This window comes from Caballeronia sp. M1242 (genome assembly GCF_017220215.1).
GTDB lineage: Bacteria > Pseudomonadota > Gammaproteobacteria > Burkholderiales > Burkholderiaceae > Caballeronia.
In genome coordinates this window covers 244097-257144 of sequence record NZ_CP071129.1, presented here as the reverse complement: position 1 = coordinate 257144, position 13048 = coordinate 244097, and the positions used below count along the sequence as shown (strand labels likewise).

At 64.2% G+C, this 13048-nt stretch carries 11 protein-coding genes; 4 read left to right on the top strand and 7 right to left on the bottom strand.

Translation table 11 applies throughout. The features are described 5' to 3' along the window. Positions 1–79 precede the first annotated feature (79 nt). Positions 80–604 carry a single-stranded DNA-binding protein gene (locus JYK05_RS01250; RefSeq protein ID WP_206467456.1) on the bottom strand — a complete coding sequence of 175 codons (525 nt, stop codon included), beginning with the start codon at positions 602–604 and terminating at the stop codon, positions 80–82. A 117-nt stretch (positions 605–721) separates the two neighbouring features. Continuing rightward, positions 722–1924 carry an MFS transporter gene (locus JYK05_RS01245; RefSeq protein WP_206467455.1) on the bottom strand — a complete coding sequence of 401 codons (1203 nt, stop codon included), beginning with the start codon at positions 1922–1924 and terminating at the stop codon, positions 722–724. A gap of 273 nt (positions 1925–2197) precedes the next feature. Here JYK05_RS01245 and uvrA point away from each other — a divergent pair, with 273 nt between their 5' ends. After that, positions 2198–5071: an excinuclease ABC subunit UvrA gene (gene uvrA / locus JYK05_RS01240; RefSeq protein WP_206467454.1), complete on the top strand. Its 2874-nt coding sequence runs from the start codon at positions 2198–2200 to the stop codon at positions 5069–5071. A gap of 63 nt (positions 5072–5134) precedes the next feature. Further along, a complete protein-coding gene (locus JYK05_RS01235; RefSeq protein ID WP_175939350.1) occupies positions 5135–6223 on the top strand; it encodes an AI-2E family transporter in 1089 nt (362 codons plus the stop codon). An 87-nt stretch (positions 6224–6310) separates the two neighbouring features. Here the strand turns inward: JYK05_RS01235 and purU are convergent, their stop codons facing one another. The 5 genes from purU to JYK05_RS01210 all read right to left on the bottom strand — a co-directional run bounded on the left by purU (position 6311) and on the right by JYK05_RS01210 (position 11367). Continuing rightward, positions 6311–7180: a formyltetrahydrofolate deformylase gene (purU, locus tag JYK05_RS01230; RefSeq protein WP_175939348.1), complete on the bottom strand. Its 870-nt coding sequence runs from the start codon at positions 7178–7180 to the stop codon at positions 6311–6313. A 40-nt stretch (positions 7181–7220) separates the two neighbouring features. Continuing rightward, the gene (locus JYK05_RS01225; RefSeq protein ID WP_206467453.1) at positions 7221–8066 is read right to left on the bottom strand and encodes an NUDIX hydrolase family protein; all 846 of its coding nucleotides are present in this window, start codon (positions 8064–8066) and stop codon (positions 7221–7223) included. Positions 8067–8129: 63 nt separating this feature from the next. Continuing rightward, positions 8130–8744: a LysE family translocator gene (locus JYK05_RS01220; RefSeq protein ID WP_206467452.1), complete on the bottom strand. Its 615-nt coding sequence runs from the start codon at positions 8742–8744 to the stop codon at positions 8130–8132. Continuing rightward, entirely contained in the window at positions 8744–9319 is a 576-nt protein-coding gene (locus JYK05_RS01215) for an adenine phosphoribosyltransferase (protein ID WP_371826392.1), read from the bottom strand. Before JYK05_RS01215 ends, JYK05_RS01220 begins: the two co-directional genes overlap by 1 nt. A gap of 53 nt (positions 9320–9372) precedes the next feature. After that, the gene (locus tag JYK05_RS01210; protein WP_206467451.1) at positions 9373–11367 is read right to left on the bottom strand and encodes a cation:proton antiporter; all 1995 of its coding nucleotides are present in this window, start codon (positions 11365–11367) and stop codon (positions 9373–9375) included. 160 nt (positions 11368–11527) lie between these two features. Here JYK05_RS01210 and kdsD point away from each other — a divergent pair, with 160 nt between their 5' ends. Further along, positions 11528–12511, top strand: a complete 984-nt coding sequence (gene kdsD, locus JYK05_RS01205; protein WP_175939340.1) for an arabinose 5-phosphate isomerase KdsD — start codon at positions 11528–11530, stop codon at positions 12509–12511. Then, positions 12511–13047 carry an HAD family hydrolase gene (locus tag JYK05_RS01200; protein WP_206467450.1) on the top strand — a complete coding sequence of 179 codons (537 nt, stop codon included), beginning with the start codon at positions 12511–12513 and terminating at the stop codon, positions 13045–13047. Before kdsD ends, JYK05_RS01200 begins: the two co-directional genes overlap by 1 nt. Position 13048 lies beyond the last annotated feature (1 nt).

The following is a 13048-nucleotide window of genomic DNA, read 5'->3' as shown; positions in this document are numbered from 1 at the left end:
ACTGAGAGAAATAAAAAACGGGCCTTCTGCCAGAAGCAGAAGGCCCGTTTTCCCGATGCGTCGCGCGCCGGAGCGCTTATCAGAACGGAATATCGTCGTCCATGTCGTCGAAGCCGCCGCCCGCGGGCGCGCTCGGACGGCTCGCGCCGCCACCGGAGCCGCCCGCGCGTCCGCCGCCCGAGCCGGAAGGCGCCCGGCCTCCACCGCCGCCGGAGCGCTCCATCGGCGCGCTGCGGCTGTAGCCGCCATCGTCGCCGCCGCCCGCACCGCCGCGTCCGCCCAGCATTTGCATCTGGTCAGCGACGATTTCGGTCGAATAGCGCTCTTGTCCCGATTGATCGGTCCATTTCCGCGTGCGGATGCGCCCCTCGATGTACACGGACGAGCCCTTCTTCAGGTACTCGTTGACGATTTCCGCGAGCCGGCCGAAGAACGCGACACGGTGCCACTCGGTGAGCTCTTTCATCTCGCCGGACGCCTTGTCCTTGTAGCGGTCGGTCGTCGCGAGACGGATGTTGGCCACGGCGTCGCCGCTCGGAAGGTAGCGCGTTTCCGGGTCCGCGCCCAGATTGCCTACGAGAATGACCTTGTTGACAGATGCCATGATTTCTCCGGTTGATTCTTTGCCTACTGTCAGCCGTGCGGCGCTGTTCGCGCAGGCGTCGCTCTCATGCGAAGCCCGACAGCACGTCTGATTCGATTCAAATGATTAAACGTCTCGTCAAGCCGCGCGCCCGGCCTTGCGCGGCGGCGGCTTCATCCACATTGCAACGACAAGCCACGCCAGCACCAGCGCCGAGCACGAGAAGAAGACCGCGCTCGGTCCGTCCAGCTTCAGCAGCCAGCCGCCGACCACGCCGCCCAGGGCGAGGCCGATGGACTGCGTCGTGTTGTAGACGCCCGCTGCCGCGCCCTTTCGCGTGCCCGGCGCGAGCTTGGACACGAGCGACGGCTGCGACGCCTCCAGCACGTTGAAGCCCAGGAAGTACACGAACAGGATCGCGGCCACGGACCATAGCGTATGGGGAGCCGCGCCCAATAACAACTGTCCGAACAGGATAAGCCCGATTGCACTGAGCATGACGGCCTTCATCTTGCCGCGCTTCTCGGCCGCGATGATCGCCGGCACCATCATGACGAAAGCGAGCCCCATGACCGGCAGGTAGATTTTCCAGTGCGACGCCACCGGCAGCCCGCCCGCCTCCAGAATGCGCGGGACGACGAGAAAGAGCGCCGTCTGCGTCGCGTGCAGGACGAGCACGCCGAAGTTCAGACGCAGCAGTTCGACGTTATGCAGCACTTCGCTGAAGGGCGCCTTGACGTGCACCGGGCGCGCCGGCGGATCGGGGACGATCCAGAGCACCACGCCTACCGCCACGATCGACAGCGCGCCGATCACCGTGAATAGCCCGCTCATGCCGATCCAATGAAAAAGGATCGGCGCGCCGACGATCGCCACGGCGAACGACACGCCGATGCTGCCGCCCACCATCGCCATGGCCTTCGTGCGGTTTTCCTCGTGCGTGAGATCGGCGATGAACGCGATCACCGCCGACGACACCGCGCCCATGCCCTGAATCACGCGTCCGGCGATGATCCACGCCATGGAATGCCCGACGGCCGCGACGAAGCTGCCGATTGCAAACACCAGCAGCCCGAACGCGATCACCGGCTTGCGCCCGAGCTTGTCGGAGATCCAGCCGTAGAAGATATAGAGCATCGACTGCGTGACGCCGTAAGCGCCCAGCGCAATGCCGACGAGCAGCACGTTGTCGCCGCCGGGAATCGTTTTCGCGTAGACCGAGAACACCGGCATGATCATGAAGAGACCGAGCATGCGCAGCGCGAAGATGGCAGCGAGCGACACGGTCGCGCGCAATTCCGGCGCGGAGAGACGTGCGGACGTGGCAGACGGATTGGACATCAGGGACGGGAAATGAATGAGGGTCGCGTCTGGCCCGGCCTGTTGCGACGTCAGGCGCGGCCGCCTTGTTCTTGCTCGAAACGGCACCATATGCAGCGGACGACTCGGCCCGCATGGCCGCTGCCCGCTGCGCCGGCAAGACCGCCGCAAGGCCCGCGGCAAGCGGCCTGGGCCCGTCCGCGGCACGGGGTGCGCGGGCGCCGCGCCCTGCAAAAGTCGTTATAGTAGCAGGTTTGGCCCCCCTCATTCCCCGCTCGTCGCCGGAACAAACTCGTGGAAGAAATTCGTATTCGTGGGGCTCGCACCCACAATCTGAAGAACGTCAATCTCGACTTGCCGCGTCACAAGCTGATCGTGATTACGGGGTTGTCCGGGTCGGGCAAGTCGTCGCTCGCGTTCGATACGCTTTACGCCGAAGGCCAGCGCCGTTACGTGGAAAGTCTCTCGGCCTACGCGCGGCAATTTCTACAGCTGATGGAAAAGCCGGACGTCGATTTGATCGAAGGTTTGTCGCCGGCCATTTCCATCGAGCAGAAAGCTACGTCGCATAATCCGCGTTCGACGGTCGGCACGGTCACGGAAATCCACGATTATCTGCGTCTTTTGTATGCGCGCGTCGGCACGCCGTATTGTCCGGACCATCTGATTCCGCTCGAAGCGCAAAGCGTCTCGCAAATGGTGGATGCGGCGCTCGCGCTGCCCGAAGAAACCAAGCTGATGATTCTCGCGCCCGTGGTCGCGGACCGCAAAGGCGAGCACGTCGAACTGTTCGAGGAAATGCAGGCGCAGGGATTTATCCGCTTTCGGATTCGCTCGGGCGGCGGCACGGCGAACGAAGGCGTCGCGAAAATCTATGAAGTCGATTCGCTGCCGAAGCTCAAGAAGAACGACAAGCACACGATCGACGTGGTGATCGACCGCCTGAAAGTGCGCCCCGACATGAAGCAGCGTCTCGCGGAATCGTTCGAGACCGCGCTGCGCCTCGCCGATGGCCGCGCGATCGCGCTCGAAATGGACACGGACCACGAGAAGCTCTTCAGCTCGAAGTTCGCGTGCCCAATTTGTTCTTATTCGCTGCAGGAACTCGAGCCGCGTCTTTTCTCGTTCAACAACCCGATGGGCGCGTGCCCCGAATGCGACGGACTCGGCCAGATCACGTTCTTCGATCCGAAGCGCGTGGTCGCGCATCCGTCGCTGTCGCTGGCGGCGGGCGCGGTGAAGGGCTGGGACCGGCGCAATCAGTTCTATTTTCAGATGCTGCAAAGCCTCGCCGCGTTCTACGAGTTCGACATCGACGCGCCGTTCGAGGAACTGCCCGAGAAAGTGCGCAAGACGCTGCTCTTCGGCTCGGGCAAGCAGGCCATTCCGTTTTCGTACATCAACGAGCGCGGTCGCGCTTCGGTGCGCGAGCATGCATTCGAAGGCATCATCCCTAATCTTGAGCGGCGCTACCGCGAGACGGATTCGACCGCCGTGCGCGAAGAACTGGCGAAATACCAGAACAATCAGCCGTGCCCGGCGTGCGAAGGCACGCGTCTGCGGCGCGAGGCGCGCTTCGTGAAAGTCGGCTCGGGCGATCAGGCGCGCGGCATCTACGAAGTGAGCGGCTGGCCGCTGCGCGACACACTCGGCTACTTTCAGACGCTGCGTCTGGACGGCGCGAAGGGCGAAATCGCCGACAAGGTCATCAAGGAAATCGTCGCGCGGCTGTCGTTCCTGAATAACGTCGGGCTGGATTACCTGTCGCTCGAGCGCAGCGCGGAGACGCTCTCCGGCGGCGAAGCGCAGCGCATCCGGCTCGCATCGCAGATCGGCTCGGGGCTGACAGGTGTGATGTACGTGCTGGACGAGCCGTCCATCGGTCTGCATCAGCGCGATAACGACCGCCTGATCGACACGCTCAAGCATCTGCGCGACATCGGCAATTCGGTAATCGTCGTCGAACACGACGAAGACATGATCCGCATGGCCGATTACGTGGTCGACATGGGACCGGGCGCGGGCGAGCACGGCGGCGTGATCGTCGCGGAGGGCACGCCGCTTCAGGTGCAGAAAGACCCGAATTCCATCACGGGACAGTATTTGTCCGGCAAACGCACGATCAGCTATCCGGAAAAGCGCAATGCGCCGGACGAGCGGCGGCTGCGCATCGTCGAGGCGCACGGCAATAATCTCAAGCACGTCACGCTCGATCTTCCGGTCGGTTTGCTGACATGCGTGACGGGCGTCTCGGGTTCCGGCAAGTCGACGCTCATCAACGACACGCTCCAGCACGCGGTCGCCCAGCATTTGTATGGCTCGTCGACGGAGCCGGCGCCGTACGAGTCCATCGAAGGTCTGGAGCACTTCGACAAGGTGATCGCCGTCGATCAATCGCCGATCGGCCGCACGCCGCGCTCGAATCCGGCCACCTACACCGGCTTGTTCACGCCGATTCGCGAGCTGTTCGCGGGCGTGCCGGCCGCGAAGGAGCGCGGCTACGAAGCGGGCCGCTTCTCGTTCAACGTCAAGGGCGGACGCTGCGAAGCCTGTCAGGGCGACGGCGTGCTGAAGGTGGAAATGCACTTTCTGCCGGACGTTTATGTGCCTTGCGACGTGTGCCACGGCAAGCGTTACAACCGCGAGACGCTCGACATCCAGTACAAAGGCAAGAACATCAGCGAAGTGCTCGACCTCACGGTGGAAGCCGCGCACGAGTTCTTCAAGGCGGTGCCGGTCGTCGCGCGCAAGCTGAAGACGCTGCTCGAGGTGGGCCTCGGCTACATTCGCCTGGGCCAGTCGGCGACCACGCTTTCGGGCGGCGAAGCGCAGCGCGTGAAGCTTTCGCTGGAACTGAGCAAGCGCGACACCGGTCGGACGCTATATATCCTCGACGAACCGACGACCGGCCTGCACTTCCACGACATCGCGCTCTTGCTCGAAGTGATCCACCGGTTGCGAGATCAGGGCAACACGGTCGTCATCATCGAGCATAATCTGGACGTGATCAAAACCGCCGACTGGGTAATCGACCTCGGTCCGGAAGGCGGCGCGGGCGGCGGGCAGATCATCGCGCAGGGGACGCCGGAGCAGGTCGCGAAGTCGAAGGCGAGCTTCACGGGCCGCTACCTCGCGCCGCTGCTCCAGCGTCCGAAGTCGGCCGCCTGACAACCGCCGCAGCCCGGCGGCAAGAACAACCGTGGTAGGCAGCAGCGAAAAGGGAACGCAGTCATGGGGAAGCGCAACGAAGCGGCCAACGAGGAGCGACGCGTACGGGACTTGCCGGCGCGCCCCGTCAGGCTGACGAGCGACATGAGCCTGCCCAAGCTCCCGGCCGTGGAGATCGGCAGTTACATCGCGGCGTTCCTCGCCATGTTCCTCGTGCTGCACCTCAAGCTCTTGGGCGCGCTGCTCGCCGGCATGCTCGTGTTCCAGCTCGTGCACATGATCGCGCCCGTCATCGAGCGGCACGTGATGAGCAAGGGCGCGCGGCTGATCGCGGTCGTGCTGATCTCGGCCATCATCATCGGCGGGCTGACCGGCCTCACCATTGCGACCATCGAGCATTTCGAGCACGACGTTCCGAGCCTCCAGCGGCTGCTCGACCAATTGGTGAGCGTCACGTCGCATGCGCGGCTGCGCGTGCCGGACTGGATCGCCAACTATCTGCCGGTCGACGCCGGCCAGATGAAGGAGCGCGCCGCCGAACTCATGCGCAAGCACTCGGAGCAATTGCAGGAAGGCGGCCGCGACATGGCGCGCGGCTTCGGGCACATTTTGATCGGCATGATCATCGGCGCGATCATCGCGGTGGGCGCGCCGAAACAGACGCATCGGCTGCCGCTTTCGACGGCGCTCGTCACGCGCGTTTCCCGTTTCGCCGACGCGTTCCGCCGCATCGTGTTTGCGCAGATCAAGATCTCGGCGATCAACGCCGCGTTCACCGCGCTCTATCTTCTCGTCGCGCTGCCGCTCTTTCATGAGCGCCTGCCGCTCTCCAAGACGCTGGTATTGATCACGTTCATCCTCGGGCTCTTGCCCGTCGTCGGCAATCTGATCTCGAACACCATCATTGTCGCGATCTCGTTCTCGGTGTCGTTCGGCACGGCGGTCGCGTCGCTCGCGTTTCTCATCGTCATTCACAAGCTCGAATACTTCCTGAACGCGCGGATTATCGGCGGGCAGATCGAGGCGCGCGCGTGGGAACTGCTGCTCGCCATGCTGGCAATGGAAGCCGCATTCGGTTTGCCGGGCGTCATCGCCGCGCCGATTTTCTATGCGTACATCAAGCGCGAGCTGATCTATCTACGGCTCGTCTGACCACAGCCGTTCAGAAGCAAAAAGCCCGCTCGATCCGAAGATCGGCGGGCTTTCGTGCGTTTGGCGTCTAGCAGCGTCCAGCAGCGTCTAGCGGAACACGACCGTCTTGCTTCCGTTCAGCACGATGCGATGCTCCACATGCCATTTCACCGCACGCGCGAGCGTCACGCACTCGACGTCGCGGCCGATCGCCGTCAATTGATCCGGCGTCATGCTGTGGTCCACGCGCTCCACTTCCTGCTCGATGATCGGGCCTTCGTCCAGATCCGTCGTCACATAGTGCGCGGTCGCGCCGATCAGTTTCACGCCGCGGTCGAACGCCTGATAGTACGGCTTCGCGCCCTTGAAGCTCGGCAGGAACGAGTGGTGAATGTTGATCGCGCGGCCGGCGAGCTTGTCGCACATGTCGGGCGACAGAATCTGCATGTAGCGCGCGAGCACGACGAGATCGGTATCGTGCTGCTCGATGATCTCCATCACGCGCGCTTCCTGCGCGGCCTTCGCCTGCGCGGTGCCGCCGTTGAGCGGCAAGTGGTGGAACGGAATGTCGTAGCTCGCGGCGAGCTGATAAAAATCCTTGTGGTTCGAGACGATCGCCGGAATCTCGATCTGCAATTGTCCCGTGCGATAGCGGAACAGCAGGTCGTTCAGGCAGTGGCCGATCTTTGACACCATGATGACGACGCGCGGTTTCGCCAGCGCATCGTGCAATTCCCAGCGCATGCCGAACTCATCGGCGAGCGTGGCGAACGACTTGCGCAGCGCGTCGAGGCCGGGATCGCCGCCCACTTCCTGAAAATGCACCCGCATGAAGAATTCGCCGGTGCGGCTGTCGCCGAATTGCGCCGAATCCAGAATGTTCGCGCCGAGATCGAACAGAAAGCCGGAGACGGCATGCACGATTCCCGGCCGGTCCGGGCACGACAACTTCAGGATAAAACTATGTTCGGTCGACATGAACCGGTTACTCCTTCCTCAATGCGTTGATGCTCGATGATTAAACGGGCGGCGGCGCGTAGAGCGCCTCGATGCCCTGGCAGGCGTCTTCGTCGATCCAGCGATGGCGCAGCAGACAATCGAGCGTGGCGAGGCTCGCATCGACGGTCATCTCGCCTTCTTCGATCCAGCGCGCGACTTCTTCGATGCTCGCCTCGCGATGTTGGGCGACTTCGCCATCCTGATTGCGCGGCGTGAAGTCCGGCGGCAGCGCGATGTCATACACGAAGATCTGTTCGGCCTGCGTGCCTTCCGGCGCCGATTGCAGGACGTGGAACGTGCCGCCCGGCGTCGCGGTCATGGCCAGCTCTTCGGGCATTCCCGCTTCTTCCCAGCATTCCTTGGCGAGCGTCGGCATAAGCCCGTAACCCCAGCCGATGCCGCCCGCCACCACGTTGTCCAGCATGCCGGGATCGGTCGACTTGGTGTGGCTGCGCCGCGCGATCCAGAGCCGCAGCGCGCTATCCCGATATTTTACGATGCCGTTCACATGCACCGCGTATGTGATCGTGCCGAAAAAGCGCGAGGCCGCGCGTTCGATGAACGCGAGCGGCGCGGCGTCGAAATGATTGCGGATCGCGTAGGTCTCGTCGCGCCAGCCGGGAATATTGCCGTCGGCGTGCAGCGCGGCGATGACAGAGGCGAGCGCCGCGCTGCGCTTATCGATATCGTCGAGCGACGGGTTCAGACGCACGTCGTCGTCGCCAATTACGAACGTTTCCGGCCAGCGCGCGAGCAAGGCGACATCCGTCTTGCGAATCCAGCCGACGCGTTCATCGCCGATAAAGAACGGCGCGTGTGCGGCGGCGTCGAAACGGCGGGCGGCGACGAGGCAAGGCAAAGTCATGAAGGCTCCGGCGGGACCGTGATGAACGAAGGACGCGCGCAGGCGCGGTGCGGCACAGCGAAATCAGTCGCGCAGCGCCACGCGAATGCCGAGCGCGATAAAGGTCACGCCCGCGAGCCGATCGAGCCAGACGCCCACGCGCGGACGCCGCTTGAGCCACGCGCCGATCATCCCCGCGCCGATGCCGAAGAGCGAGAACACCGCGACGGTCTGCAACATGAACACGCCGCCCAGCTCGAACATCTGGAGCATCACGCTTTGCGCGCCGTGCGGATCGACGAACTGCGGCAGGAACACGATGAAGAACAGCGTCACCTTCGGATTGAGCATGTTGCCGAGCACGCTCTGCCGGAACACGGTCGACAGCGGCTGGCTCGGGCGCGCGTGCGCCGTCGCGAGACCGTGGCTGCGCAGCGCCTTGATGCCGATCCACACGAGATAAGCCGCGCCCGCGAGCTTCACCGCCTGAAACGCCAGCGGCGACGAGCGCAAGAGCGCCGCGACGCCCAAAGCGGCGAGCGTCGTATGAAAGATCACGCCGCACGCGAAACCGAGCGCCGCGACCACGCCCGCGAGCCGGCCTTGCGAGATGCCGCGCGCGAGCACTTGCAGATTGTCGGGCCCCGGCGCGATGGTGATTGCCACCGACGTCGCGAGAAACAACAGGACGTTCGGCATTAATGGCCTCCGAACTCGCAGACTGTATAAAGCGGCAACCCACCGTCGCGCAGCAGCTTCGAGCCGCCGAGATCGGGCAAGTCGATGATCGCCGCCGCTTCGACGACCTGCGCGCCGAGCCGCTCCAGCAAGATCTTGCCGGCCATCATCGTGCCGCCGGTCGCCACCAGATCGTCGACGATCACGACGCGGTCGCCGGGCTGGCACGCGTCCTCGTGAATCTCGACCGTCGCGCTGCCGTATTCCAGTTCGTACGACTGCGAGAGCGTCTTGTACGGCAGCTTGCCCTTCTTGCGAATCGGCACGAAGCCCAGACTTAGCTCGTACGCGAGAATCGGCCCGATGATGAACCCGCGCGCATCCATGCCCGCGATGACGTTCAGGTTCGCGTCGATATAGCGCTGCACGAACAGGTCGATGAGCGTGCGCAACGCGCGGCGGTCCTGCAACACGGGCGTGATATCGCGAAACTGCACGCCGGCTTGCGGCCAGTCTTCGACCGTGCGCACGCGCTCCTTGATGAACCGCGCGGCATCTGACGATGCAGACGGTGCGCTCGATGAAATGGTGGACATGACTTCTCCGGAAATCCGCGCTGTGAGGCCGCGCTTGCCTGATGAAGAGAACGTTAGGCTGCCCGGCGATTGCGCGAAAGCCGTTCCTCGGCCTGAGCGAGCACTTCGGGCAGGCCGCGCAACACGACGATGTCGTTCGCGCGGAGCCTGGTTTCGGGGTCCGGCTGGACGCCCCGGATGCCGTGACGGCGAATGGCGGTCACTTCGACACCGTTGCCGACGAGACCGAGATCGTCGAGCGAATGCCCGACCGCCTCCGAATGTTCGTCGATCGGTACGGATTGTAGCCGCACCTGCTCGTGGCCATCGTCGTCGTCGAGATCGTCGGCGCCGTGGAAATAGCCGCGCAACAGGCTGTAGCGCGCATCGCGCATTTCTTCGACGCGCCGCACAACGCGGCGCATCGGCACGCCCATCAGCACGAGCGTATGCGAGGCGAGCATCAGACTGCCTTCGACGATCTCCGGAATCACTTCCGTCGCGCCCGCGGCGGTCAGCTTTTCGAGATCCGCGTCGTCGACCGTGCGCACGATCACCGGCAGCGTCGGCGCGAGTTCGTGGATGTTGTGCAGCACGCGCATGGCGGACGGCGTGTTCGCGTACGTGATCGCGACCGTCGCCGCGCGGTTCAGGCCGGCAGCCACAAGCGATTCGCGCCGCCCGGCATCGCCGAACACGACAGATTCGCCTGCCGCCGCGGCCGCCGCCACGCGATCCGGGTCGAGATCGAGCGCAACGTACGAAATACCTTCCTGTTCCAGCATGCGCGCGAGGTTCTGCCCGGCGCGGCCGTAGCCGCAAATAATGACGTGGCCGCTCTGCTTGAGACTTTGCGTCGCGATCTTCGTCATTTGCAGCGATTGCAGCATCCATTCGGTCGACGACAGCCGCAGCACGATTCGGTCCGCGTTCTGGATGACGAACGGCGCGGCGAGCATCGAGAGCAGCATCGCGGAAAGGAGCGCCTGAAGGATGGTGGCGTCGACCAGATGCGAGTCCCGAATGAGGTTCAGGAGCACGAAGCCGAATTCGCCCGCCTGCGCGAGCCCGAGCCCCGTGCGCATGGCGACGCCGGGCGGCGAGCCGAACAGGCGCGCGAGGCCGGTGATCATCACGGCTTTCAATAAAATGGGCACGACGAAAAACGCGAGCACGAGAAGCGGGTGCTCCCAGATCACGCGCGGATTGAGCAGCATGCCCGTCGTCACGAAGAACACGCCGAGCAGCACGTCGCGAAACGGCTTGATGTCCTCTTCCACCTGATGCCGGTACGGCGTTTCCGCGATCAGCATGCCCGCGATGAACGCGCCGAGCGCGAGCGACAGCCCGAACTTGTCCGTGATGAACGCCGCGCCGAGCGTCACCAGCAGCAGGTTCAGCATGAACAGCTCTTGCGAGCGCCGCCGCGCGACGAGATCGAACCAGCGCGTCATGAACTTCTGGCCGAGGAACAGCAAAACCGTCAGCGCGACGACGATCTTCACCGCCGCAATGCCGAGCCACATCACCAGTTGCGACGAATTACCGTTCGCAAACGCCGCGATGATGATGAGCAGCGGCACGACCGCTAGATCCTGAAACAGCAGCACGCCGAAGATATTGCGGCCGTGCTCCGATTCCAGTTCTAGCCGCTCCGCGAGCAGCTTGCTGACGATCGCGGTGGAAGACATGGAAAGCGCGCCGCCGAGCGCGAAGCTCGCCTGCCACGACATCGTGGTCCAGAAATGCGCGATCCACCCGACGACGAGCGCGAAGACGATCGTCGCGCCGACCTGGCTCGCGCCGAGGCCGAAGACGATGCGCCGCATCGAGCGCAGCTTCGCGAGCGAGAATTCGAGACCGATGGAGAACATCAGGAACACGACGCCGAATTCGGCGAGGTGCTGCGCGCGCTCGGTATCCGGCGCGATACCGGCCGCGTGCGGACCGACGATGATGCCGACGGCCAGATAACCGAGCATCGGCGGCAAGTTGAAAAAACGAAATACGACGACGCCCGCCACCGAACACAGCAGCAACAACAGCGTCATTTCGAGCGGAGAAGTCATCCGTCCAGCGTCCTCGTCGTCAGCGCGCCGATACGTGTCCGGCGCGGCGTTTTCGGTGTCGTGGGAAGCCCCTGATGCCAGGGCTCGCGGGGGCGGATAAGCGGCGGCGCGTCGCGCACCGTAAGGCGCGGCGAAGAATCGCCTTTGCTATACTCCGCGAATGATAGCGAAAATCAATGGCGACCGGGCACTGGCGCTGGCTCGCAGCGTAATCCAGATCGAAGCGGACGCAGTTCGCGGTCTCTCTGACCTTCTCGACGACAACTTCACCAACGCAGTCGAAGCCTTGCTCGGCTGTCGCGGCCGCGTGGTCGTCTCGGGCATCGGAAAGTCGGGACACGTCGCGCGCAAGTTCGCTGCCACGCTGGCGTCCACCGGCACGCCGGCGTTTTTCGTGCATCCGGCTGAAGCCAGCCACGGCGATCTCGGCATGGTCACCGCCGACGACATCTTCATCGCGCTGTCGAACTCCGGCGAGACCGAAGAACTCGTCGCCATCCTCCCGCTCATCAAGCGCCTCGGCGCGAAACTCATCGCCATTACCGGCCGTCCGGAATCGAGCCTCGCGCAACTCGCGGACATGCACCTGAACGCACGCGTCGAAAAAGAGGCCTGCCCGATGAACCTTGCGCCGACCGCCAGCACGACCGCCGCGTTGGCGCTCGGCGACGCGCTCGCGGTCGCGGTCCTCGACGCACGCGGCTTCGGCCCCGACGACTTCGCGCGTTCGCATCCCGGCGGCGCGCTCGGCCGGCGTTTGCTGACCTACGTGCGCGACGTGATGCGCGTGGGCGACGAGGTTCCCGTCGTGCCGCTCGACGCAACCGTTTCAGACGCCCTCTTTCAGATCACCGCGAAGCGCATGGGCATGACGGCGGTCATCAACGGCAATCGTCACGTGGAAGGCATCTTCACGGACGGCGACCTGCGCCGCATTCTCCAGCGCGACGGCGACTTTCGCTCGCTCAAGCTCGCGGACGTGATGACGCGCAATCCGCGCACCATCGGTCCGGACCATCTCGCGGTCGAAGCCGTGGAACTGATGGAGCGCCATCGCATCAATCAGATGCTGGTCGTCGATGCTGATGCGACGCTGATCGGCGCACTGAATATGCACGACCTCTTCTCCAAGAAGGTAATCTGATGGCGCAGAAGCCTTTCCCCGCCGAGCGCGCGAGCCGCATCAAGCTGATGGTGTTCGACGTCGACGGCGTTTTCACCGACGGCAGCCTGTACTTCAGCGCCGAAGGCGACACCATGAAGTCGTTCAATTCGCTCGACGGCCACGGCGTGAAGCTGCTCGAACGCATCGGCGTGCAGACGGCGATCATCACCGGGCGGCAGTCGGGAATCGTCGCGGCGCGGGCCAAGGAACTGGGCATCACGCATCTTTATCAGGGCGTCGCGGACAAGACGGTGGCGCTCGCGCAATTGCTCGATGCAACCGGCATCTCCGCCGCCGAATGCGGCTACATGGGCGACGACTGGCCCGATCTCGCCGTCATGCGCCGCTGCGGATTCGCAGCCGCGCCGGCCAACGCGCACGCGGAAGTGAAAGAGCGCGTGCATTGGGTCACCGAAGCACGCGGCGGCCACGGCGCCGTGCGCGAAGTATGCGATGCGATTCTGCGCGCGCAGGATCGCTATGACGCGCTGCTCGCGGCGGCGCTCGGAGACTGAC